Raw genomic sequence first — 22,782 nt, 5'->3', positions numbered from 1 at the left:
GGGCAGACCCACCGACCTGCATTACAGCAACAAGAACGCCACCCGTCGCAGCGATTTCGATGCGACGGGTGGCGTTGTCATGTTCTGGCGTGATGGGGCAAGCGGCTGAAGCCGGATGTTCGGCTCAGCGCATGTCGAGCAGGCGTTCGAGGTACTGCCGCTCCTGCTCTGGCGACAGGCTGTCGCCGAGCCTGCGGCGAATCTCATCCAGGATCTGGCGGGCGCGCTGGGAATCGATCTCGTCTGGAACCTTGACCTGGTCGCCGAAATTCGGGCCAAGATTCTGTTGTCGCCGTCCGAGGGGATCGCGGCCGTTTTGACCGTATTGCGGCACGCCCATGCCAGGTCCACCCTGACCTTGGCCCTGCATCTGGTTCATCATGTCCTGGGCGCCCTGGCGCAGCGCCTGTAGCGCGCGGCCCTGATTGCCGACGGCCTGTTCACCCTGGCCCTTGCCGAGCGCGCCGGAAGCGCCGTCCATTTCGCGCTTGGCTTCACCGAAGCCCTTGCCGGGCTTGATGCCCATGCTTTCCAGGCCCTTGTTCAGCTCGCCGAGCTGCTTTCCAAGCGCGTCCTGCTGCTCCTTCAGCTGCTTCAGCGCGTCCTTCAGTTGTTCGGCCGTCATGTCGTCGAGCGGATTGGGCTGACCGTTCGGATCGCCCTGCTGCCCCGGGTCCTGCGGCATTTCCTGACCGAAGAGCTCATTGTCCTCGCCCTGCAGCGGGTCGCCCCGCTGCATCCGGTCGCGCAGGGCCTGATCGAACTTGAAGGTCTCGTCCATCAGTTGTTGCTGCTGCTGCATCAGCTTGCCGAGCTTGTCCATCTGCTGGCGCATGGCGTCGTTCTGCTCGCCCATCTGCTGCTGTCCGCGGCCAGCCTGCAGGTTGTTCATCATGCGCTGCAGTTCCGAGAGCATCTGCTGTGCCTGATCGCGCGCGCCCGACCGCGCCAGGTTCTCGATCTGGTTCATCATCTTCTCGAGGTCCTGCTGACGCAGGATGTTGTTCGGGTCGAGCTTGCCGGTCATGCGTGGATTTTTCATCGCCTGCTCGGCGAGCGCCTGCATGTATTGCTGCATCGCCTGGCGCAGTTCCTGCATCAGCTTGGCGATTTCCTGGTCCGAAGCGTTGCGCTCCAGCGCATCCGACAGCGCCTGCTGGGCTTCGCGCAGATGGCGCTCGGCAAGCGACAGGTCGCCATCCTCGATCCCGAGCGCGATCTCCCACAGGTATCCGGCGGCATCGCGCAACATGTCGTCGTTATAGGCGAGCGCCATGCGGGTGCGCGCCGATTTCAACAGAAGGAAATGGGTGAGGTTCGGGATCCAATCCTCGGCAAGCGAGGTGACGGCGTCGTTGAGATCGACGGCGCGCGGCAGGTCGTTGGCATTGAGCGCGAAGACCTGACGCTGCTCGGCGACGGCACCGGCGAGCGGCTGCGAGAACTGGCGGGCAGGCAAGATCATCTCGTGCGGCGGGCTGCGACCTTCCTGTCCGGCAGCATCCCGGGCGACGAGCGTCACCTCTACCCGTTTGCCGGAAAGCGGATGCTCGCTGAGGTTCCGGCTGGTCGTGCCCTTTGCCTCGCGCGCATTGCGGCGCGGCAGATCGAGCCGATACTCCGGCAGCGGATAGAGCGCGCGGGCGCCTTCTGCCGGTTCGTCGAGCGGCTTGATCTCCGCCCAGGCCTGGGCGATGCCATAGTCGTCGTTGGCCGTGAACGTGATTTCGAGCGCCGCGTTGACGGTCGGATGAGGGATCCCGTCAAAGGCGATCTGAGGCACGCCGTCCGGGGTGATCTTGAACGCCCAGCGCTGGTTGCCGACCGTGAGTTCGCCGTCCTTGACGACCTTGTAGACGTGGTTGCGGACGGCGGTCGCGTTGCGTGCCGGCTCGGTTGCAGCCACTTCGGCGACCTTCGGTCCGGCTTCGCCCACTTGCTGCTCAGTCTGTTTTTGCTCGGCCTTCTCGCCGGCCACCGGAATGACGATCGGTTCGCTCGCACCGGTTTCCGCGTAACGCACGGACGCGTCTGCGCCGGCGCCGGTGATCCGGACGGTGATATCGCTGAACTGCGGAATGGTGATCGCCCCGGCGTCCTCATTCACGGCCGCGGCGGCTTCGGGCTTGCCCGTCAGGAAGATCGGCGCCCGCCCGGTATAGGGCGGCGGCGTCACCCAGGCATCGACGCGGATATTGGCAGCCTCGATCGACGTTTGCGGCAGCCGGAAGGCATCGCTGAGCAATCCGGCGCGGTTGGAATAGGAATAGGCAAAGGCGACGCAGGCGAGAAGCACCGGCACGGCCCTGAGCGCGAAGGGATCGTGCCTGGCGATATCGGGCCGCGGCAGGCCGGTATCGAGTGCGCCGATCATCCGCGCCATACGCGCCTGGTGTTCGCGCCAGAGCGCCTCACCCAGGGGATTGTCGGTCGCGGGGCGATCGTCCTGGACGCGGATGGCCTGATGCGGAAGGGCGTTGCGCTCTTCCAGCATGCGATCGGCATCGGCGTTCGCGGGCAGGCGGACCCGGCTGAGCGGAACGAGGGACGCGAGGAAGGCTAGGGCGAAAGCAAAGAGGGCCGCCGCATGCAGCCAGAAAGGCGCTGCGCGAAAGAAACCGAGCCAGGCCAAAGCAAGAAACAGAAGGGCGACGGAGCCGGGCAGAAGGATGCGCGGCAGGACCTGCTCGGCGACCAGCACGGCGCGCGCCAGCCATCTCTTCAGCGCCAGAGTTCTCGAAAACGGCTTCGGTTGTGGCGTTTCATCCTGCCGGAATTGCGTCATCCGCCCAAGTTTCCTTTCGGTCGCCCATCAACGCTTGTGGCTGACCCAATATAGTGAGGCGACGGCCGCGCTCAAAAAAGCACGCAGCTTCGCCTATCCCGCTTGCGTTCAGGATACCATCGTTTGTGGCGAAGACGAGGGCGCAAACACAATCGTGATCGTCTGCACGGCCGATCCACAGATTGTCGTTTCTGCGGCAGGAAGGCTCAGTCGAGCCAGTCCGGCACCGAATCAAGACCGATCAGCGCGTCATAGTCCTGGCGCGGACGGATGACGTGGAAACGGTCGCCCTTGACCAGAACTTCGGGGATCAGCAGCCGGGAATTGTAGGTGCTGGCTTGCACGGCGCCGTAGGCACCGGCCGAGCTGATGGCGAAGAGATCGCCGGGCTTCGGCATAGCCATCTCGCGGTCGAGCGCCAGATAGTCGCCGGTTTCGCAGACCGGGCCCACGACGTCGGCGCGGATGCGCGGCGCGTTGGCGGCGGAGATGCGGACCGGGCGGATCTCGTGATAGGCCTCATAGAGGGTCGGGCGGATGAGATCGTTCATCGCACCGTCGACGATGACGAAGGTCTTGTCGCCGCCGTCCTTCACATAGATGACTTCTGTCACCAGAATGCCGGCATTGCCGACGATCAGCCGGCCCGGCTCGGTGACGATCTTGCAACCGAGCGACTGCAGCTGGCTCTTGACGATTTCCGCATAGGCGTCCGGCAGCGGCGGCGGATTGTTGTCGTCCTTGTAGGGAATGCCGAGGCCGCCGCCGATGTCGACGTGATCGATCGAATGGCCGTCGGAACGCAGTGTGTCGACCAGTTCGCGCAGCAGCTTGAAAGCGGCGTCGAAGGGCTGCAGCTCGGTGATCTGGCTGCCGATATGCATGTCGATGCCGGTCACCTGAATGCCGGGCAGGGTTGCGGCATGGGCGTAGACGGCGCGGGCGCGCTCCCACGAAATGCCGAACTTGTTTTCTTTCTTGCCGGTCGAGATCTTCGCATGCGTGCCGGCATCCACATCCGGATTGATGCGGAAGGAGACATGGGCGCGCTTGCCGGCGCGCACCGCGCGCTGGTTGAGCACTTCGAGTTCCGGCTCGGACTCGACGTTGAAGCAGTAGATGCCGGCTTCCAGTGCCAGATCCATTTCCAGCGGCGTCTTGCCGACGCCGGAGAACATGATGCGGCTTGCCGGGATGCCGGCTGCAAGCGCGCGGCGCAGCTCGCCGCCCGAGACGACGTCGACGCCGGCGCCGAGGCGGCCGAGCGTCTTCAGTACTGCCTGGTTGGAATTGGCCTTCATGGCGTAGCAGACCATGGCGTCGACGTCCGAGAAGGCCTTGGAGAAGACCGTATAGTGACGTTCGAGCGTGGCGGTCGAATAGCAGTAGAAGGGTGTGCCGACGGCGCGGGTGATGTCGGTCACCGGCACGTCTTCGGCGTAGAGAATTCCGTCGCGGTACTGAAAATGGTTCACGGCAGGCAGCTCGCTTAAAGCAATTCCGGGAGACGCCTCAGGTGGTGGTCCGTCCGGAGTTGCGCAATATCAATTGAACTAGAGGAGGGGGTCGAGCAGGAAAGGACGATCGTCCGCCTTTTCCTTCTGCTCCACGGTGCCGGCCGGCGCTTTGGTATTGAGCGGCGCCGTCGAGCCGGGGCGGTCGAGATCGCCCTTGCGTCCACAACCGACAAGAACGAGCCCTGGGATCGCGAGTAGAAGCGCAAGCCGGGCCGCCTTCGAAAATGTCATCGTGATTTTCCTTCGCGGGAACTGATGCAGGTGCGATGTCTTACCGATTTTTCAGGCACTTGTGCACCCTGTTTCTGCGGGCGAGGAACCGCCCGCAGCGGGCTTGGCGCGGATGCCTTAGTTGCGGGCGCGCCACCAGGCGATCTGCTTGCGGACCTCGTTCGGCGCGGTGCCGCCAAAGGAGGTACGGCTGGCCACCGAGGCTTCGACCGTCAGGACATCGAAGACCTTGTCGGTGATGTCGGCATGGATCGACTGCAGGTCGGCAAGCGAAAGATCCGCGAGATCGCAGGCCTTCTGCTCGGCAAGCGCCACGGCGCGGCCGGTCACATGGTGGGCGTCGCGGAAGGGGAGGCCCGCCTCACGCACCAGCCAGTCGGCAAGGTCGGTCGCGGTCGAATAGCCGGAGCCGGCGGCGGCCTTCATGCGGTCGGTGCGGATGGTCACGTCACGCACCATGCCGGTCATGGCGGCGATCGCCAGTTCGAGGCTTTCGGCGGCGTCGAAGACCTGTTCCTTGTCTTCCTGCATGTCCTTGGAATAGGCGAGCGGCAGGCCCTTCATGACCGTGAGCAGCGCGATCAACGAGCCGTTGATGCGGCCGGTCTTGGCGCGCACCAGTTCGGCAGCGTCCGGGTTCTTTTTCTGCGGCATGATCGAGGAGCCGGTCGAGAACGCATCCGACAGGCGGATGAAGCCGAACTGCGGCGTCGACCAGATGACGATCTCTTCGGCAAGGCGCGACAGGTGCGTGGCAGTGATCGAGGCCATCGACAGGAATTCGAGCGCGAAGTCGCGGTCAGATACCGTGTCGATCGAGTTGCGGGTCGGGCCGGCAAAGCCGAGCGCCTTGGCGGTCATGTGCCGGTCGATCGGGAAGCCGGTGCCGGCAAGGGCTGCGGCGCCGATCGGGCTTTCGTCCATATGCTCGATGGCGTGGCGCACGCGTGAGCGGTCGCGGCCAAACATCTCGACATAGGCCATGCAATGGTGGCCGAAGGTAACGGGTTGTGCGGTCTGTAGGTGGGTGAAGCCGGGCATGACGGTATCGGCATGTTCCTCGGCGCGGTCGAGGAAGGCGGCGATCAGCGCCGTCAGCGCCTTCTCGGTCCGCTGCAGCTCTTCCTTGACCCAGAGGCGGAAGTCGAGCGCCACCTGGTCGTTGCGCGAGCGGGCGGTGTGCAGGCGGCCGGCGGCGGGACCGATGAGGGTCGCGAGCCGGGCTTCGATGTTCATGTGGATGTCTTCGAGGCGGCGCGAAAACTCGAACGCACCGCTTTCGATCTCTGACAGGATCGTGTTCAGGCCGTGAACGATCTTGTCTTTGTCCTCAGCCGAAATGATGCCTTGATGCGCCAGCATCGTCGCATGCGCTATTGAGCCGCGGATGTCCTGGGCATAGAGCTTCTTGTCGAAGCCGATCGAGGCATTTATTTCCTCCATGATCGCGTCCGGACCCGAGGCAAAGCGACCGCCCCACATCTGGTTGGAGGATTTCGTCTCGGAATTGCCGTCAGCCATGAAGAATGCCCGCCTTGGAGAATGAAATGCCCGACCAGAAGAAATCCCCCCCGGCCGTGAAACTGTTCGCGCTCGCCGCCCTGTTCGGCGTGATCGTCGGTGCGGCAGCGGTATACGTGAAGGAGACCGGGTCTGGCAATGGCGAGACGGCCGAAACGGCTGCAGCCAGCTGCCCGCTGACCTCGGCCAAGGTCGCCTCGCTGACGCCCTTCATGAAGGGGCAGGTCGCCGCGATGTCGCCGGCGTCGGCACCGCGGCCGATCGCGCTCGACTTCAACGGCCCGGACGGCAAGCCGACCAATGTCTCGGCCTTTGCCGGCAAGACGCTGCTCGTCAATCTCTGGGCCACCTGGTGCGTTCCCTGCCGCGAAGAAATGCCGGCCTTGAACGCCCTGCAGAAATCGCTCGGCAGCGACAAGTTCGAAGTGGTGGCGATCAATATCGATGTCGGCGACGACGAGAAGCCGAAGGCTTTCCTCGACGAGACCGCCGTGCACGCGCTTGGCTATTACCGCGACGCTTCGATGGGCGTGTTCAACAACATGAAGAAGGAAGGCCTGGCTTTCGGCCTGCCGGCAACCTTGCTGCTCGACGACAAGGGCTGCCTGATCGGCTCGATGAACGGCCCCGCCGCCTGGGACAGCGACGATGCCAAGGCGCTGATCAGCGCTGCGCTTGCCCCGGCTGCGGGAAGCTGAACGGGACTGGATCCAGACAAAGAAAAACCCGGCGGATCGCCGGGTTTTTCTTTGTCAGATGCTGACGGAATTAGCGGGTGGGAACAGGCACTTCGCCGCGATAGTCGTAGAAGCCGCGTCCGGACTTGCGGCCGAGCCAGCCGGCTTCGACATATTTTACCAGCAGCGGGCAGGGGCGGTACTTCGAGTCCGCCAGTCCATCATAGAGCACCTGCATAATCGACAGGCAGGTGTCGAGGCCGATGAAGTCGGCAAGCTGGAGCGGGCCCATAGGATGGTTGGCGCCGAGCTTCATGGCGGTGTCGATCGCCTCGACGCTGCCGACGCCTTCGTAGAGCGTATAGATCGCCTCGTTGATCATCGGCAAAAGGATGCGGTTGACGATGAAGGCCGGGAAGTCTTCGGCGACCGTCACGGTCTTGTCGAGCGTCGCGACGAATTCCTTGGCGGTCTTGAAGGTCTGCTCGTCGGTGGCGATGCCGCGCACGAGCTCGACCAGCTTCATCACCGGAACCGGGTTCATGAAGTGGATGCCCATGAAGTGCTCGGGGCGATCGGTGGCGGAGGCGAGGCGGGTAATCGACAGCGACGAGGTATTCGTCGCGAGAATCGCTTCTGGCTTCAGGATCGGACAAACCTGGCCATAGATCTTGCGCTTGATCGTCTCGTCTTCGGTGACGGCTTCGATCACCAGATCGGCCTGCGACAGGTCGTTGATGTCGGAAGAGCCCTTGATCAGGGCAAGTGCCGCCTTGCGCGCCTCGTCGGTCATCTTGCCGGAGGAGACCTGACGGGCAAGGTTGCCGTTGACGGTGGCAAGGCCCGCTTCGATCCGTTCGGCGGCCAGATCATAGATCTGTACCTTGTATCCGGCGATTGCCGAAACATGTGCGATGCCACAGCCCATTTGCCCGGCACCAATAATTCCGACCGTCTTGATCATCGCAGCGAACATCCATCTTCAAAGCTTGGCGGCGAGGCCGCCGTCAGACATGCAAACCGGGCCGGTTTGGCCGGCCCGGTAGATTGTTAATGCCAAGTCCCCGCTTTTGCCAGCCCTTTTCACGGGTGCGGCGGGTGGCATCGATTTGGGCTTACAGCGCTTTCTGCAACTCCGGCAGAGCGTCGAAGAGATCGGCAACCAGGCCGTAGTCTGCGACCTGGAAGATCGGTGCCTCTTCGTCCTTGTTGATCGCGACGATGACCTTCGAATCCTTCATGCCGGCGAGGTGCTGGATGGCACCGGAAATGCCGCAGGCGATGTAGAGATCGGGTGCGACGACCTTGCCGGTCTGGCCGACCTGCCAGTCGTTCGGCGCGTAACCGGCGTCGACAGCAGCGCGCGAAGCGCCGACGGCAGCACCGAGCTTGTCGGCAACCGGCAGAATGACTTCCTGGAACTTCTCGGACGAGCCGAGCGCACGGCCGCCGGAGATGATGATCTTCGCCGAGGTCAGTTCCGGACGGTCGGACGACGACAGCGCGTCGGCGACGAAGGAGGAAACGCCGGGGTTGGCGGCAGCCGAAACGCTCTCGATCGCAGCCGAACCGCCTTCAGCGGCAGACGCGAACGAGGCGGTGCGCACGGTGATGACGCGCTTGGCTTCCGTCGTCTGCACGGTCTGGATGGCGTTGCCGGCATAGATCGGGCGCTTGAAGGTGTCGGAAGAGACAACTTCGATGATTTCCGAGACCTGGGAAACGTCGAGCAGCGCTGCGACGCGCGGCATGACGTTCTTGCCGACCGAGGTCGCGGCCGCAACGATCGTGTCGTAGTTGCCGGCGAGCGAAACGATCAGCGCTGCCAGCGGCTCTGCCAGGTTGTTGGCAAGCGACGCGTCGTCGGCGACGAGCACCTTGGCAACGCCGGCAAGCTTGGAGGCCTGTTCGGCCGCAGCCTTGGCGCCGGCGCCGGCAACGAGAATGTGCACGTCGCCGCCGATTTTCGAGGCAGCGCTCAGCGCCTTGGCGGTCTGGTCGGAAAGGTGGTTGCTGTCGTGGTCAGCCAGAAGAAGAATGGCCATGATGATGTCTCCCTTTCCTGAACTTAAAGTACGCCGGCTTCGGTCTTGAGCTTTTCGACGAGCTCGGCGACCGACTTGACCTTGATGCCAGCCTTGCGGCCCGATGGCTCCTCGGTCTTCAGCACCTTGAGGCGGGCTGACGTGTCGACGCCGAAGTCGGCCGGCGACTTCTTGTCGAGCGGCTTCTTCTTCGCCTTCATGATGTTCGGCAGCGATGCGTAGCGCGGCTCGTTCAAACGCAGGTCGGTGGTGACGACCGCCGGCAGCTTGATGTCGATGGTCTGCAGACCGCCGTCGACTTCGCGCGTCACGGTCGCCTTGCCGTCGCCGATCTCGACCTTGGAGGCAAAGGTGCCCTGTGCCCAGCCGAGCAGCGCCGACAGCATCTGGCCGGTCTGGTTGCTGTCATCATCAATCGCCTGCTTGCCGACGATGATCAGGCCCGGCTGTTCGGCGTCTGCAACGCCCTTGACGATCTTGGCAACGGCGAGCGGTTCGACCTGGTCTTCGGTCTCAACCAGGATGGCGCGGTCGGCGCCCATGGCGAGTGCTGTGCGCAGCGTCTCTTCGGCCTTGGCCGGACCGACGGATACGACGACGACTTCCTCAGCCTTGCCGGCTTCCTTCAGCCGCAGCGCTTCTTCGACCGAGATTTCGTCGAAGGGGTTCATCGACATCTTCACGTTCGCAAGTTCGACGCCCGAACCGTCTGCCTTCACGCGGATCTTGACGTTGTAGTCAACGACCCGCTTCACCGTCACAAGTATTTTCATGGATTCTTCCCTCCAAGAGCTTTCGCAGGAAAATGCGCCTTAACGGAGCCGCCTGATTGTCGGTTGGCGACATCGATACGCGTTTTTTCTCCAATTACAATCGCTGTGCATGACGCTAAATCGATATAATCCCGAGAATTGGAATTACGTTTACGTACACGTAAGAATAGTCGATGGCAAGTGGCTCGAGGCCTGATGCAGCCCTGTCCCGGGAGGGTCGGGCAGCGTCCAGGCAAGCCATTGAAATAATGGATCATCCTCGTTGAAGGCTGGCGATTGCCGGTGTCAGGATCCGGTCTGGCGTCCCCAGGGAACGGGCGGTCTTGTCGCATCTGGCGAGGGCTGTTGGCTTGCGGTGACCGGTTCGGCCTTGTGCCGGACGGCGCGGGGGGTGACGATCGTGCGGTCGAACAGCGGCACATCGCGGCGTCGCAAAATGACCACCAGAACCAGCCCCGCGATGATACCGCCGACATGGGCGCTCCAGGAAACGCCACTGCCGGGATCGACGACCAGCATGAAGAACTGCTGGCCGATCCAGAAGGCGAGCGGGATGACGGCGGGCAGCGGCAGCGGGATGCGGAAAAACACCAGCACCCAGACGCGCACCTTCGGGTGCAAGAGGAAATAGGCGGCGACAATGCCGGAGATCGCCCCCGATGCTCCGATCAGCGGGGCCTCGGAGGCCGGGTCGAGCAGCCCATGCGCCAGTGCGCCTGCAGCGGCGCAGAGTAGGTAGAAGACGAGGTAGCGGAAGTGCCCGAGTGCATCCTCGACATTGTCGCCGAACACCCAGAGGAACAGCATGTTCATGGCGAGATGCATGAAGTCGCCGTGCAGGAAGGAATAGGTGACGAAGGTGAAGCCGTCGGGGACGACGACCAGCGAGGGATCAAGCTGGGCGTAGTCGAAGATGAGCGCCGGGATATAGCCGAAGCCGAGCAGTGCTGCGTTGGCGAATTGCTCGGAGGCAATCGGACCGGTGATCAGCCAGACGACGACGTTGATCACGATCAGGCTGATCGTGACGTACTGGACCTTGATGTGCTTCAGGGTGTTCGTATCGTGAAGCGGTATGAACATGCGGTCTCCCGAATCACAGGTTACGGCCCGTTTCTCCCGCCGAATCTCGATCGGGCGACGATGCGCAAGCGGACGTTATCTGTTTTTCCCGGGAATCCAAAGAACGTCGGCTTGACCTTTGTCATTTGCAAAGCGCGCCGCGACGAACAGGAAATCCGACAGGCGGTTGATATAGGCGATGGCTTCCGTGCTGACGATTTCGCCTTCGATCTGGGCAAGGGCCACCACCTGGCGTTCCGCACGGCGTGCGACCGTGCGGGCGACATGGAGGGCTGCAGAGGCCGGGTTGCCGGCCGGTAGCACGAAGGAGCGCAAGGGATCGAGCTCGGCATTCAGCCGGTCGATCTCGGTTTCGAGCCAGGTCACCTGTGCTGCGACGATGCGCAGCGGTTCGTATTGCGGCGGCTCGCCGGTGTCGGGTGTCGCGAGATCCGCGCCGAGATCGAAGAGATCGTTCTGGATCCGCATCAGCGCGGCATCGAGATCGACGTTGCCGGCCGTATGCTGCCGCGCCAGGCCGACAAAGGCGTTGGTTTCGTCCACCGCGCCATAGGCATCGACACGCAGGTCGCTTTTCAGGCGGCGCGGCCCGGAGACGAGCCCGGTGGTGCCGTTGTCACCCGTCCGGGTATAGATCTTGTTGAGCTTCACCATGGGTGGACGCAGTCCTCTCGCGCAATTTCAGGAACGGTTTGAAACGGCAGTCCGTTCAAGTTTGCGTCAGGTCGGGCGGCCGCCGCCGGTGATCCAGAGCGTGAGCATGATCAGGGCGATCGCGATCGCCTGCAGCAGAACGCGCGCCTGCATCAGCTTGTTGGACGTGTTGCCGCTGCCGCCCTTTGCCATGTTTACAAGGCCGCGGATCAAGACGATCACGACCAGGCCCATGACGAACAGGGTCAGGCCGGTAAAGAAGCTGGACATCGAACTCTTCCTTGCAATTCTTGCTTCAGCCAAGTCGGCCGATGATGCGATAAAACAGTGCCGCCGGCAGAAGCTTCTTCAGAAGCGCGCCCTGTCTGGCGGGCCTTGTTACAATATAGTGCGGTTTCGGTTTCTTTGCTGTCAGCGCGTGCTTCAAAACCGCATAAACCGCCTCCGGGCCAAGCTTTCCGGCTGCGGGTTTGCTCTCGCCTTTCAAGCGTCGCATCTGCCGTTCGTATTCGACGCGATGCACCGAATTCTTGAGGTCGATGAAGCGCTCGATATAGGTGACGGCATTGGCGGTGAATTTCGAGGTGATCGGCCCGGGCTCGATCAGGCTTACCTCGATACCGCTGCCGGCCAGTTCCATCTTGAGGGTCAGCGACAGGCCCTCGATCGCAAACTTGGAGGCGTTGTAGGCGCCGCGCCAGCGATAGGGCACGATGCCGAGAATGGAGGAGCACTGCACGATGCGGCCGCTTCCGCGCGCCCGCATCGCCGGGATCACCCGTCGCGTCAGGTCGTGCCAGCCAATGACGTTGGTCTCTAGCTGAAGCCTCAGCGCCTCTGTCGGCAGATCCTCGACCGCACCCGCCTGGCCATAGGCGCCGTTGTTGAAGAGCGCGTCGACGCGCCCACTGGAAAGCGCCAGCACCGTATCGGCGAAAGCCGCGATGCTCTCCGGCTTGGTGTAGTCCATCAGGAAGGTCTCGATGCCCTCGCTTTCAAGCGATTGCCGGTCCTCTTCCCGGCGCACGGTGGCGAAGACCCGCCAGCCATCGGCGTGAAGCGCACGGGCGCAATAGGCGCCGATGCCGGACGAACATCCGGTGACAATGATTGTGGGGCGATCCGTCATCCGGTCGAATCCTGTAGAAATCCTGCCTCGGTTTCCCATATTCATCGGCGGGATACAATTGAATTGCGCGGACTGGAACCAGCCTGCGTTGCGACATCAGGAATTGTGCCGGGCCCGGGCGATACCTATGTGAGCGGACCGCCGGTGTCTGGCGGGTTTTAGGATTGGAATGGAATGCCAGCATTCATACGCATCACCTGGAAAGTCGTTTTCGATGCGCTCTGGCATTTCAGCCTCGATGACGGTTGGGCGATGGCGAGCCACGTGGCGCTGTCCTCGCTGCTCGCGGTCTTTCCTTTCTTGATCTTCGGCACCGCGCTCGGCAGCTTTCTCGGTGCCGACCAGTTTGCCGAAACGGCGGTACACCTGATTTTCGACGCATGGCCGGAATCGATCGCCAAGCCCATCGCCGACGAGATCGTGCGGGTGCTGACGATCCCGCGCGGCGGGCTCTTGACCGTTTCGGTGCTGGCCGCCGCCTATTTCGCCTCCAACGGCGTCGAGGCGCTGCGCGTCTCGCTCAACCGCGCCTATCGCGTCACCGAGAGCCGCTACTGGTACGTCACCCGGCTTGCGAGCCTGGGCTTCGTGCTGGCCGGCGTCCTGATCCTCGCCGCACTCAGCATCCTGCTCGTCGCCGTACCCTTGGCGGTGCGGTATGCCGGGCAGTGGCTCCCCTGGCTTGCTGATGTGCTTGCGACCGTCGACAATTGGAGCCTGCCGCTCGCACTCGTCGTGCTGACCACCGGTCTGCTGGTGTCGCATCTCTGGCTGCCGGACGGCCACCGCAAGGTGATCGACGTGCTGCCGGGCATCGTGCTGACGCTCGTCTGCTGGACGATCGGCGCCTATGCCTTTGCTTCCTACCTCGCGACCTTCGCCACCTATGTCTCGACCTATGCGGGTCTGGCGTCGATCATGATCGTGCTGGTGTTTCTCTACATGATCGCGGCGATCTTCATCATCGGCGCCGAGATCAATGCCGCGATCCTCAAATACAGGGTCAAGCGCATGGTGCGGCGCAGCTTCCAGCTGCGCAATGGTGGGGACACGGCTCGCGAGGAGCAGGACCTAGCCGATTAGCGCACGAACTTCCTCAGGCGTGCGGCCGGCAGCACGGAAGGCTGCGATGCCGGTATCCTGGTTGCTCTTCGACAGCTTGCGCCCGTCCGGGCCAAGGAGCAGCCGATGATGGTGATAGAGAGGCTCCGGAAGATCGAGAAGCCGCTGCAGCAGCCGATGAACGGATGTCGCGTAATAGAGGTCGCGGCCGCGCACCACAGGGGTGATGCCCTGCAGCGCGTCGTCGACGACGACGGAGAGATGGTAGCTCGACGGCGCATCGGAGCGCGACAGGATCACGTCGCCCCAGGCAGCGGGGTCGGCGATGATGGTGCCCGTCTCGCCCTCGGGACCATGGCCGCTCTCGGCCCAGGTCAGGTGACCTTCTCCTAAAAGTGCGACCGCCTTCCGCATGTCCAGCCGCCAGGCATAGGCCTTGCCGCTCGCGGTCAGGGTCGCGCGCTCGGCTGGGGGCAATTCGCGCTCGCGGCCGGGATAGAGCGGGCTGCCGTCCGGATCGCGCGGCCAGGCCTGGCCACCGGCTTCCGCTTCGGCAACGGCCGCCTTGATCTCGCCGCGGGTCATGACGGACGGGTAGATGACGCCGAGCATGTCCAGCCGCTGAAGCGCCGAAGCATAGGCGTCGAGATGTTCCGACTGCCGGCGCACCGGGCGCTCCCAGTCGAGGCCGAGCCAGGCAAGGTCTTCGTAGATCGCCGCCTCGAATTCCGGGCGGCAGCGGGTCTGGTCGATGTCCTCGATGCGCAGCAGGAAACGGCCGTTTGCGGCCTTCGCCAAGTCATGGTTCAGCACCGCGGAAAGCGCGTGGCCGAGATGGAGCAGTCCATTGGGGCTCGGGGCAAAGCGGAAAACGGGTGGCGTGTCAGGCATCGTTTCCCTTTGCCATGGAAGGGGTATAAAAATCATCCGCTTTGTGGAGGCGTCATGCGGATCATCCGGACACATGAGGATATCGAGGCCGGCCTGTCAGGCCTGGTGATGCTCGATGCGCGCCTCGGGCACGTCGTTGCGAGAGCCGGCCCGGTGCCGCTCCGCCGCACGGATCCCGGCTATCGCGGCCTTGCCAGCATCATCGTGTCGCAAATGGTCTCGAAGGCAAGTGCGGCTGCGATCTGGCGGCGCATGGAAGAGAAACTCGGCGAGGTCACCGCGGCAGGCGTCAATTCGCTGAGCGACGAGGATTGCCGGGCGATCGGGCTGTCGCGGGCGAAGGCCGAGGCGCTGAGGCGCGTGGCCGAGGTGGTCGTCGGTGGTCAGATCGATCTCGACGCGATCTGCAATATCGACGGATCGGAGGCGATCCGGGAGTTGACGGCGATCAAGGGGGTGGGGCGCTGGACGGCTGAAGTCTATCTGCTCTTCTGCGCCGGCCATCCGGATGTCTTTCCCTCCGGCGACGTCGCGCTGCAAAACGCGATCGGCCACGGACTGGGCCTCGAACTGCGCCCGAGCGCACGCGAAATTGATTCGCTCGCCGCTTCCTGGTCGCCCTGGCGCAGCGTCGCCGCACGTCTCTTCTGGGCCTATTATTCACAGGAAATGCGTCGTGATGCTGTTCCTGTGACACCTTGAAGGAAAAAGCGAATCCAGGGCACGCATTTTTGTTTCCGGCTTCACAATCCTGTTGCATCGGGCCTAATATAGAAGGTGCAGATGCCGAATCGATCAGGAGAATACGCTTGACGATTGCAGTCTCACCACAGGCCTTGCCGGCGCTCGTCTTGAACGCTGACTATAGGCCGCTGAGTTACTACCCCTTGTCGCTTTGGTCCTGGCAGGACGCGATCAAGGCCGTCTTCCTTGACCGTGTAAATATCCTTGCCGAGTACGAACATTCGGTGTCGTCTCCGAGCTTCTCGATGCGACTGCCGAGCGTTGTTTGCCTCAAGAGCTACGTGCAGCCCTCACGCCACCCGGCCTTCACCCGGTTCAACGTGTTCCTGCGCGATAAATTCGAATGCCAGTATTGCGGTTCGCCCGACGATCTCACCTTCGATCACGTGGTGCCCCGCGCTCACGGCGGCCAGACGACGTGGGACAATGTCGTCGCAGCCTGCTCGCCCTGCAATCTGCGCAAGGGCAGCAAGCTGCCGAAGCAGGCCGGCATGTTCCCGCACCAGCGGCCCTATCAGCCGACGGTTCAGGATCTGCACAACAACGGCCGGCTCTTCCCGCCGAACCATCTGCATGAAAGCTGGATGGACTATCTCTACTGGGACGTCGAACTGCAGCCCTGACGCTGTTCGTGCCTTCTTGCCGGATCAGGCCGCAAAAGCGGGATCAGCAGAGGTGCGTGCGCTCGCGAAACCTTGTCGGGGCGGTCACGCGACGTCGTGCCTGTTCCCCAAGAGCGATCTGGATCAGCGCGCCTTTGCCGCACCGCGCAGGGCGATCGCTGCAAGGATGAGGCTGGCGATCACGTTCCATCCGGCAAAGGAGAGCCCAAGCACCCGCAAGGAGGCTTCGGTGCAGGACGGGCCATGCTTGGAATCGAGGTCGCCGAGCAGGTCGCCGACATTGGACGAAATCCCTTGCGCGGTCGTGGCGCAGGTGGACGGCCCTTCCCAGAAGCCCCATTCCGCGCCCGAATGGTAGACGCCCATACCGGCGCCGACCAGCATCAGGATGCCGACGATGAGAAGCAGCGTGCGTGTCGTCCACGCCGGCAGCTTGAACACGCTCGTGGCGATTGCCAGAACGCCGACCGGGATGCCGTAGTAGTAGGGATCGCGCTGCAACAGGCAGAGCGCGCAGGGGATATAGCCGCCGACATGCTCGAAGCCGAGCGCCCCGCCGACTGTCGCCGCCATGCCGAGCGTTACGATAACGGCGATCAGCAAATGCTGGCGGGATTGGGTGGCGGCGTCGATCATCTATACCTCGCGGGCGGCAGCTCGAAACCGACGCATGCCGCAGTGCAAACTGGATGGCGCCTTCTTAGGCAGGATCGTACGCGCTGTAAATCGTAGCGGCCGCGACCGGCCCGCACGCTTTCGTGATTGTTGGTCATGCATCCTGAAAATGATGGTTGACCACGGCGAAATCCTTCGTGTAAATCCGAGCCGCTGATATCGCACTTCCCTGAGCCCCATTGGCGGAATTGGTAGACGCGCTCGACTCAAAATCGAGTTCCGAAAGGAGTGCTGGTTCGACCCCGGCATGGGGCACCACCAGACTGCAACCCATCCAACATTCTCTTGCATCAAGGCAACGACGTCCGTTTCGACGGACTGTGCGGCATTGAGATGTTTCATGTTCGCCGACGTCGTTGCACGGCGCGCTCTGCTGCCGATTTGTCGCAGTGACTCTTGAACCCATTTCGGCAACAAACAGAATGATCTTTTTGTTTTGGGTGTGCCGATGATGGATCTGCTCTTTCCCTACTATCTCTGGATAAAGGCCGCGCATGTCGTTTCGGTTGTCATCTGGCTTGGCGGGCAAGCCCTTCTCGTCGCGCAGCTTGCCAGCCAACGGCAGGCGCTTGCCAAAGGCGGCGGTGCCGAAGCCTTGGGCGTGATCGGGCAGCGTGGCCTGCGCGTCGTGATCAATCCGGCGATGCTCGCGACGCTTTTGTTGGGCGCCACCCTGTTTTTCCTGCGGGGGCCGGAGCTGCTCGGCGAGCCCTGGTTCCAAGTCAAGCTTGCCTGCGTCCTGGCGATGACAGGCCTGCACGGCGCGATCGCCGCAACGATGTCTTCCCTTCGCCGCGCAGACAGGCGGGTGTCGGCCGGTCGCATTCGCATGCTGCAAGCTGCCGGCCTGGCACTGACCGTCACCATCATTTCCATCGCCATCATCAAGTGAGCCTGACCATGTCCGAGCCCGAAACCCGAAATCCTGTCTCCCGCCTGCTGCGCTTTGCGGCGGTCGCCGAGGGAACGACTTTGCTCCTGCTCGTTTGCGTCGGGGTGCCGCTGAAGCACGGCTTCGGCTTTGCCGAGGTCACACGCTGGCTCGGCCCGTTGCATGGCATGGCTTTCCTCATCTACGTCTGGGCCGTCATCAATGAACTGGCGCTGCGTGATCAGCCACGCGGCTGGGCGATCAAGGCGATGCTGTTCAGCTTCCTGCCGGGCGGGACCTTCTGGTTCTTCCGACGCGCGGCTGTCTCCGGGAGATAGGGGGCGTGGGCTACGACAAGGGACTTCGGACACGGGAGGAAATCCTTGAGGCCGCTGGACGGCTGGTTTTCGTTCGTGGCTATGCGGCGTCCTCGTTTTCGGAGATCACGGCTGCCCTTGGCGTCTCGCTCGGCAAGATCACCCACCACTTTCCAAACAAGGCCGCCCTGTTCGAAGCGCTGTTCGAACAGGTGGTGATGCATTTCCGCACCGAGACTTTGCCGATCTTCGAAGACCCGGAGCTCTCGCCGTCGCAGCGGATCGAGCGGGTGTTTTTCCGGATCGAGACCTTCTATGCCGGACAAGGGGAGATCATCGGTTGTCCGGTTGGACAGACGATGATCGATCCCCTGGCGACGACGGCGGCGATGCGGGACCTTGCGACCGGTGTTCTCAAGGATATGGAAAGGCTGCTTGCGCGCAATCTGGAGGAGATGGGCTGGGCGCCGGCGCAGGCGGTCGCACGGGCCGCCATTGTCGTGGCGGCCTGGCAGGGGGCGGTGTTTCTGTCCCGAGGCGGTGGCGGGATTGGCGGCTTTCGTCACGTTCTCGGCCATATCCGCGCTCTTCTCGCCGAAGCGCCGCCGACTTGAAACGCAAGGGCGGTGTTCGGCGCTGAAGCGATGACCAGTGTGGCGCACGCTCACGCAGCCATGTCGTCGCAGTCATTGAACTGTCGCTTGCGAAGGTGTTAGGTGCGCTGCAGCAAGAAAACTGTCATGGCAGCGTCATGTTACCGAGAATAGAGACCTACGACGAACTCTACCGCGCCTTCCGCTGGCAGATCCCGGAAAAGTTCAATATCGGCGTTGCCGTCAGCGACGCCTGGGCTGCGCGAGCGCCCGAGCGGGTCTGTCTCCAGCATTTTGATCCCGGCGGTGCGCATCGATCGCTCACCTATGGTGCATTCGCGCGGCAATCCTCGGCCTTCGCCAAGGGGCTTGCGGGGGAGGGTATCGTGCCCGGCGAGCGGGTCGCGATCCTGCTGCCGCAGGGGTTCGAAACGGCGATCGCCCACGCGGCGATCTACAAGCACGGTGCCATCGCTCTGCCGCTGGCGCTGCTCTTCGGCGTCGAGGCGCTCGAGTACCGGCTGCGCGATGCCGGCGTGGCGGCTGTCGTCACCAACGGCTTCGGTTATGAACGCATCGCGGCGATCCGTGAGCGGCTGCCTGATTTGCGGCTTGTGGTGCTGGCGGGCGATCAGCCGCAGGCTGGCACGATTGCCTTCTCGGACTTGGCGTCGCGAGATCCTTCGGGCTTTGTTGCGGCCGATACCGGCCCGGACGACCCGGCCTTGATGATCTACACGTCAGGCACGACAGGACCGCCCAAGGGGGCGCTGCACGGGCACAGGGTGCTGCTCGGCCATCTGCCCGGCTTCGAGTTTCACCATCATTTCCTGCCGCAGCCGGGTGACCGGATGTGGACGCCGGCCGACTGGGCCTGGGCGGGCGGATTGCTCAACGCGCTGTTGCCGTCGCTGCTGCATGGCGTGCCGGTCGTGTCGTCGCCGGCCCAAAAATTCGACCCGCATACGGCGTTTCGCATCCTGGAAGAAATGGACGTGCGCAACGCCTTCATTCCGCCGACGGCGCTTCGGCTGATGAAGGCGGTCGAAAACCCGCGCGAGCGCTACAGGCTTAATCTCCGAACCATCGGCTCGGCCGGTGAATCCCTTGGTCGCGAAACCTATGAGTGGGCAAAGGCCGCGCTCGGCCTCGAAGTCAGCGAGTTCTACGGCCAGACCGAGTGCAACATCGTCATTTCGTCGGCTGCCGATCTCGGCGTCGTCAAGCCGGGATCGATGGGCAAGGCCGCCCCCGGTCACCGGGTGGCGATCATCGACGGCGAGGGCCGCGAACTGCCGGCCGGCAGCGTCGGACAGGTGGCGGTGAAACGGCCGGACCCGGTGATGTTCCTCGGCTATTGGGGGAATGAGGCGGCGACGAGCAAGAAGTTCATCGGCGACTGGATGACGACAGGCGATCAGGGCGTGATGGACGACGAGGGCTATTTCACCTTCTTCGGGCGTGACGACGATGTCATCACCTCGTCGGGCTATCGCATCGGCCCGGGCGAGATCGAGGATTGCCTGGCCGGTCACCCGGACGTGCAGCTTGCCGCCGCGGTCGGCAAGCCCGATCCGGTGCGCACCGAGATCGTCAAGGCCTATGTCGTATTGCGGCCGGGCGTCGTTGGCGATGCGCGCGTGGCGACCTCCATCCGCGAATGGGTGAAGACCCGGCTTTCGATGCACGAATATCCGCGCGAGATTGCCTTCGTCGACAGCCTGCCGCTGACAACTTCGGGCAAGGTGATCAGGCGGTTCCTGCGCGAGCAGGCGGCTGCGGAAGTGCACGAGGCGATCGAGATTTCCGAAGCCTCGTAGTCCCGCGGCCGTTGCGCGATCGATCGCGATAGGCTGGAGCGGGAAAACGGGCGGAAACCGCGCGCCGTTTCTCGTCCCGCTCTAGCGTCCGGCCAGTGCCTTGATCTTGTCGCGCAGAATCCGCGCCATGTTGCGGGTATTGCGATAGAGGTGGAGCTGGGCTGCCACCTGGCGCACTTCGCGGTCGCGGGTCTGCTGCAGGCCAATCACCATGGTGCCCATGTCTTCGCGCTCCTGCCAGAAGCGGCTCATGATCGGGTGGTCCGGCACTGCACAGGAATCCGAGCGCGCGATGTTGGCGTCGTCGAGATGCCATTCCGTCAGTTCGGCGAGAAGCAGCTTGCCCGGCGAGAACCTGGCATAGCGCTCGTCATAGGCGGTCTTCCAGGTATAGGCCTCGCCCGACATCAGGAAGACGACCATCGAGGCGATCGCCTTGCCGTCGAGATCGAGCGTGTGGATGCGCACGCTGTCGCCGTCCGCCAGATTGGTGATCGCCTCGCGCGCAAAAGCGGCGCGGAAACGGTCGAGCACCATGGCGCTGCGCGCCTTGCCCTTCCAGCCCGAGGCCTCCAGCGCCAGGAATTCCTCCATGCGCAGTCGGACGTCGGCCGGCTGGCGGGCGACCGAATAGACGAGTTCGCCCTGCTTCTCGAGATTGTTCCACTGCCGCCGCAACTCGCGGAAATGCGCCGGGCTGATGGCCTGTCGCAGATAGGTCGGCCCGTCGAGCAGGCTTTCGAGCATCGGCCGGCTAAAGGTGTCGGTCACCGTCAAAGGCAGGTTGCGGCCGATGGCCACGGCACGGGTGAGGCGGGCAACCTTGCCGTTCAGCCGCATGTCGGGCAGCACCAGGATCGAGGGCAGCCCGGTTGCCGGTGCGGCAAAGGCTTCGAACAGGTTGTCGATGGTTTCGGCCGCATCCTCGGCGTCGAGCAGCGGCACGCCGAGCGGACCGAACGGGTTCGACCAGGCGCGGATGATCGGTGCGCCGATCGAGAAGCCGGGCTTTTCGATCGAGAACGGCATCAGGAAGCGCAGGCGGCTGCGGCGTTCGTCGTTGTCGCGCATGATCGCAAGCCGGATGACGCGCTCTTCGAGCCGTGGCATCGCCGGCGCCAGGAAGCGGCCGGTGAAAAAGACATTTGGTTCCAGCGCCCGGTTCGACAGGAAGTCGAGTTCGCGCTGCAACTCGTAGCCGGCCCTTGCTGGATAGATGGCAAGATGGCGTCCGGGGCGACCGACCTCGATCAGCTGCTCTGCGGTCGGCCCGCTGTCGCCGGCCTGCGCCAGACCGCCGAGAACCCGTGCGGCCCGGCTGTTTGCATCGCTCGGAAGATTGGTATTGCCGATCATGGATGGACAGCCCCGTTGTTATCATTGCCGGCCCGTGCTCTTGCGAAGGCGAAGAGCGCGAAGCCGAAGGTACGCCGGACGGCGATGTGCAGCAGCATCGCCTCTACGAACATAGCACCGGCGGTTGCAAAAGCAGCACCGTTCAGTCCGAAAAGAGGGATGAGGCTGAGGTTGAGTGCGATGTTGACCACCAGCGCGCCGGCGTAGAGGACCACGCATAGCGTCTGCTGGCCGGCCATCGTTAGCAGCGTTTCGGCCGGGCCGACGAAAGCCTTGGCGAGGATGCCTGCAAAAAGCACCATCATCAGCGGCAGCCCGGTGACGAAGGCCGGCCCGAAGAGCGAAAGCAGGAATGGCCCCGCCAGTAGTACCAGCGCGCCGACCAGAAGCGACGGCCAGAAGGCCCAGCGGGCGCTTTCGATCGCGATGCCGGGGATCTGGCCGGGATCGCGCGCCATCGCGTTGGAGACGCGTGGGCCTGCGGCCGCCTTGACCGCGAACATGACGAAATGCACCAGCGCCATGGTCTTGGCGGCGGCGAAATAGATCGCGACGTCGTCCGGCTCAAGGTAGAGGCCGACGATCACCACATCGGAATTGGTCAAGAGGAAGCCGAAGCCATCGACCAGGAAGACCGGGATCGAGACCTTGAGCCAGCGGCGAAGCTCGATGCGACGCGGTCCTGGAACATAGCGCGAGCGAAGGCGGTAGGTGAGCGCGAGAAACTGCGAGACGCTGGTGACATAGGCCGCGGCCATGGCTGCCATCATGGCCGTTTGCGCCGTATGCGGCGCCCCGGCGGTGACGGCGAGCACCATGAAAACGAGCACCAGCAGCGGCCGGATAATGAAGGTGGGGCTCATGGCGGCAATCGGCCAGCCATGGGCACGCGCCGTCCCGTCCATGACGTCGCCGAGCGAAATCATCGGCAGGGTGAAGAGCCCGAGATAGAGGGGCACGAGGTAGTAGGCCTCGATGTGCCCGGAAAAGAACCAGAGTTCGGCAAGGCCGAGGACCGCGACCGTGGTGGCGGAGGAAAGTGCGAAGATGCGCACTGTCGTCGTCACGCCGCGGATCTCGTCCATGGCGGCCGATGCCTGGTACTCCGGCAGGAAGCGGATGACCACCGAGTGGAAGCCGACGCAGGAGAGGCTGCCGAACAGGATAACCAGCACCCAGACGAAGACGAAAATGCCGTATTCGAACTCGCCCATCAGCCGCGCAAGGATGATCTGCGACAGGAAGGCGATGGCGGCGCTGACGATACGAACCGCGAAGGCGACGAGCGCCATGCGGCGCGCGGCGTTCTTCGCGTCGGAACCGGTGAGGATGGGGAGAAGTCCGGCGAATATTGCAGACAGGCGGTGTCTCAGTGCCGACGGCAGCATTCGTCCGGCCGTTTGACATACCGCCAT

Annotated in this window: 23 protein-coding genes and 1 tRNA gene; 9 read left to right on the top strand and 15 right to left on the bottom strand. The window is 63.4% G+C overall.

Annotation, left to right across the window (positions count from 1 at the left end; translation table 11 throughout):
- Nucleotides 1–124 precede the first annotated feature (124 nt).
- From ACIQUG_RS26980 to argH, 4 genes are all read right to left on the bottom strand, one after another.
- The gene (locus tag ACIQUG_RS26980) at nt 125–2,785 is read right to left on the bottom strand and encodes a TIGR02302 family protein (protein WP_402325255.1); all 2,661 of its coding nucleotides are present in this window, start codon (nt 2,783–2,785) and stop codon (nt 125–127) included.
- A gap of 206 nt (nt 2,786–2,991) precedes the next feature.
- Nucleotides 2,992–4,260 carry a diaminopimelate decarboxylase gene (lysA, locus tag ACIQUG_RS26975; RefSeq protein WP_402325254.1) on the bottom strand — a complete coding sequence of 423 codons (1,269 nt, stop codon included), beginning with the start codon at nt 4,258–4,260 and terminating at the stop codon, nt 2,992–2,994.
- Between the two features lie 78 nt (nt 4,261–4,338).
- Nucleotides 4,339–4,533 (bottom strand): lipoprotein, encoded by a 195-nt coding sequence (locus ACIQUG_RS26970; protein ID WP_402325252.1) that lies wholly within the window; start codon nt 4,531–4,533, stop codon nt 4,339–4,341.
- Between the two features lie 117 nt (nt 4,534–4,650).
- Nucleotides 4,651–6,054, bottom strand: coding sequence for an argininosuccinate lyase (argH, locus tag ACIQUG_RS26965; protein ID WP_402325251.1), 1,404 nt, complete (start codon nt 6,052–6,054; stop codon nt 4,651–4,653).
- A gap of 26 nt (nt 6,055–6,080) precedes the next feature.
- Here argH and ACIQUG_RS26960 point away from each other — a divergent pair, with 26 nt between their 5' ends.
- Nucleotides 6,081–6,752, top strand: coding sequence for a thiol:disulfide interchange protein TlpA (locus ACIQUG_RS26960; RefSeq protein WP_205237918.1), 672 nt, complete (start codon nt 6,081–6,083; stop codon nt 6,750–6,752).
- Nucleotides 6,753–6,822: 70 nt separating this feature from the next.
- On the opposite strand, the gene ACIQUG_RS26955 is transcribed toward ACIQUG_RS26960, so the two are convergent.
- The 7 genes from ACIQUG_RS26955 to ACIQUG_RS26925 all read right to left on the bottom strand — a co-directional run bounded on the left by ACIQUG_RS26955 (nt 6,823) and on the right by ACIQUG_RS26925 (nt 12,415).
- Nucleotides 6,823–7,695 (bottom strand): 3-hydroxybutyryl-CoA dehydrogenase, encoded by an 873-nt coding sequence (locus ACIQUG_RS26955; RefSeq protein ID WP_034806743.1) that lies wholly within the window; start codon nt 7,693–7,695, stop codon nt 6,823–6,825.
- A 151-nt stretch (nt 7,696–7,846) separates the two neighbouring features.
- A complete protein-coding gene (locus ACIQUG_RS26950; RefSeq protein ID WP_043623055.1) occupies nt 7,847–8,776 on the bottom strand; it encodes an electron transfer flavoprotein subunit alpha/FixB family protein in 930 nt (309 codons plus the stop codon).
- 23 nt (nt 8,777–8,799) lie between these two features.
- Complete coding sequence (locus ACIQUG_RS26945) at nt 8,800–9,549, bottom strand: electron transfer flavoprotein subunit beta/FixA family protein (protein WP_043623052.1); 750 nt, start codon at nt 9,547–9,549, stop codon at nt 8,800–8,802.
- A 285-nt stretch (nt 9,550–9,834) separates the two neighbouring features.
- Nucleotides 9,835–10,632, bottom strand: coding sequence for a rhomboid family intramembrane serine protease (locus tag ACIQUG_RS26940; RefSeq protein WP_402325249.1), 798 nt, complete (start codon nt 10,630–10,632; stop codon nt 9,835–9,837).
- 75 nt (nt 10,633–10,707) lie between these two features.
- Complete coding sequence (locus ACIQUG_RS26935; RefSeq protein ID WP_402325248.1) at nt 10,708–11,286, bottom strand: cob(I)yrinic acid a,c-diamide adenosyltransferase; 579 nt, start codon at nt 11,284–11,286, stop codon at nt 10,708–10,710.
- Between the two features lie 66 nt (nt 11,287–11,352).
- Nucleotides 11,353–11,556 carry a twin transmembrane helix small protein gene (locus tag ACIQUG_RS26930; protein ID WP_043623043.1) on the bottom strand — a complete coding sequence of 68 codons (204 nt, stop codon included), beginning with the start codon at nt 11,554–11,556 and terminating at the stop codon, nt 11,353–11,355.
- Nucleotides 11,557–11,581: 25 nt separating this feature from the next.
- The gene (locus tag ACIQUG_RS26925) at nt 11,582–12,415 is read right to left on the bottom strand and encodes an SDR family oxidoreductase (RefSeq protein ID WP_402325247.1); all 834 of its coding nucleotides are present in this window, start codon (nt 12,413–12,415) and stop codon (nt 11,582–11,584) included.
- 174 nt (nt 12,416–12,589) lie between these two features.
- Here ACIQUG_RS26925 and ACIQUG_RS26920 point away from each other — a divergent pair, with 174 nt between their 5' ends.
- On the top strand, nt 12,590–13,498 hold the full coding sequence (locus ACIQUG_RS26920) for a YihY/virulence factor BrkB family protein (protein ID WP_043623038.1): 909 nt from the start codon (nt 12,590–12,592) through the stop codon (nt 13,496–13,498).
- Here ACIQUG_RS26920 and gluQRS read toward each other — a convergent pair.
- Complete coding sequence (gene gluQRS / locus ACIQUG_RS26915; protein WP_402325246.1) at nt 13,487–14,368, bottom strand: tRNA glutamyl-Q(34) synthetase GluQRS; 882 nt, start codon at nt 14,366–14,368, stop codon at nt 13,487–13,489. The genes ACIQUG_RS26920 and gluQRS overlap by 12 nt on opposite strands.
- A 54-nt stretch (nt 14,369–14,422) precedes the next feature.
- Here gluQRS and ACIQUG_RS26910 point away from each other — a divergent pair, with 54 nt between their 5' ends.
- Together ACIQUG_RS26910 and ACIQUG_RS26905 are read left to right on the top strand one after the other, a co-directional pair.
- Nucleotides 14,423–15,070, top strand: a complete 648-nt coding sequence (locus tag ACIQUG_RS26910) for a DNA-3-methyladenine glycosylase (RefSeq protein ID WP_043623033.1) — start codon at nt 14,423–14,425, stop codon at nt 15,068–15,070.
- Between the two features lie 107 nt (nt 15,071–15,177).
- A complete protein-coding gene (locus ACIQUG_RS26905; protein ID WP_043623031.1) occupies nt 15,178–15,735 on the top strand; it encodes an HNH endonuclease in 558 nt (185 codons plus the stop codon).
- 123 nt (nt 15,736–15,858) lie between these two features.
- Here the strand turns inward: ACIQUG_RS26905 and ACIQUG_RS26900 are convergent, their stop codons facing one another.
- Nucleotides 15,859–16,371, bottom strand: coding sequence for a disulfide bond formation protein B (locus ACIQUG_RS26900; RefSeq protein ID WP_043623028.1), 513 nt, complete (start codon nt 16,369–16,371; stop codon nt 15,859–15,861).
- A 212-nt stretch (nt 16,372–16,583) separates the two neighbouring features.
- Between ACIQUG_RS26900 and ACIQUG_RS26895 the strand changes: the two genes are divergently transcribed.
- The 5 genes from ACIQUG_RS26895 (at nt 16,584) to ACIQUG_RS26875 (ending at nt 20,011) form a co-directional block, all read left to right on the top strand.
- A tRNA-Leu gene (locus tag ACIQUG_RS26895) sits at nt 16,584–16,668 on the top strand.
- Nucleotides 16,669–16,858: 190 nt separating this feature from the next.
- The gene (locus ACIQUG_RS26890) at nt 16,859–17,302 is read left to right on the top strand and encodes a CopD family protein (protein WP_402325244.1); all 444 of its coding nucleotides are present in this window, start codon (nt 16,859–16,861) and stop codon (nt 17,300–17,302) included.
- A gap of 8 nt (nt 17,303–17,310) precedes the next feature.
- Entirely contained in the window at nt 17,311–17,619 is a 309-nt protein-coding gene (locus ACIQUG_RS26885; RefSeq protein WP_402325243.1) for a DUF3817 domain-containing protein, read from the top strand.
- 5 nt (nt 17,620–17,624) lie between these two features.
- Nucleotides 17,625–18,212 carry a TetR/AcrR family transcriptional regulator gene (locus ACIQUG_RS26880; RefSeq protein WP_402325241.1) on the top strand — a complete coding sequence of 196 codons (588 nt, stop codon included), beginning with the start codon at nt 17,625–17,627 and terminating at the stop codon, nt 18,210–18,212.
- A 137-nt stretch (nt 18,213–18,349) separates the two neighbouring features.
- Nucleotides 18,350–20,011 (top strand): AMP-binding protein, encoded by a 1,662-nt coding sequence (locus ACIQUG_RS26875; RefSeq protein ID WP_402325240.1) that lies wholly within the window; start codon nt 18,350–18,352, stop codon nt 20,009–20,011.
- A gap of 81 nt (nt 20,012–20,092) precedes the next feature.
- On the opposite strand, the gene ACIQUG_RS26870 is transcribed toward ACIQUG_RS26875, so the two are convergent.
- Nucleotides 20,093–21,367 (bottom strand): GNAT family N-acetyltransferase, encoded by a 1,275-nt coding sequence (locus ACIQUG_RS26870; RefSeq protein WP_402325239.1) that lies wholly within the window; start codon nt 21,365–21,367, stop codon nt 20,093–20,095.
- Nucleotides 21,364–22,755 carry a lipopolysaccharide biosynthesis protein gene (locus tag ACIQUG_RS26865; RefSeq protein WP_402325238.1) on the bottom strand — a complete coding sequence of 464 codons (1,392 nt, stop codon included), beginning with the start codon at nt 22,753–22,755 and terminating at the stop codon, nt 21,364–21,366. The genes ACIQUG_RS26870 and ACIQUG_RS26865 overlap by 4 nt, the downstream gene beginning before the upstream one ends.
- Nucleotides 22,756–22,782 lie beyond the last annotated feature (27 nt).

It is taken from the genome of Ensifer sp. NPDC090286 (genome assembly GCF_044769565.1).
Classification (GTDB): Bacteria; Pseudomonadota; Alphaproteobacteria; order Rhizobiales; family Rhizobiaceae; genus Ensifer.
The sequence above is the reverse complement of the archived record's forward strand: the minus strand, read 5'-3'. Positions and strand labels throughout refer to the sequence as shown.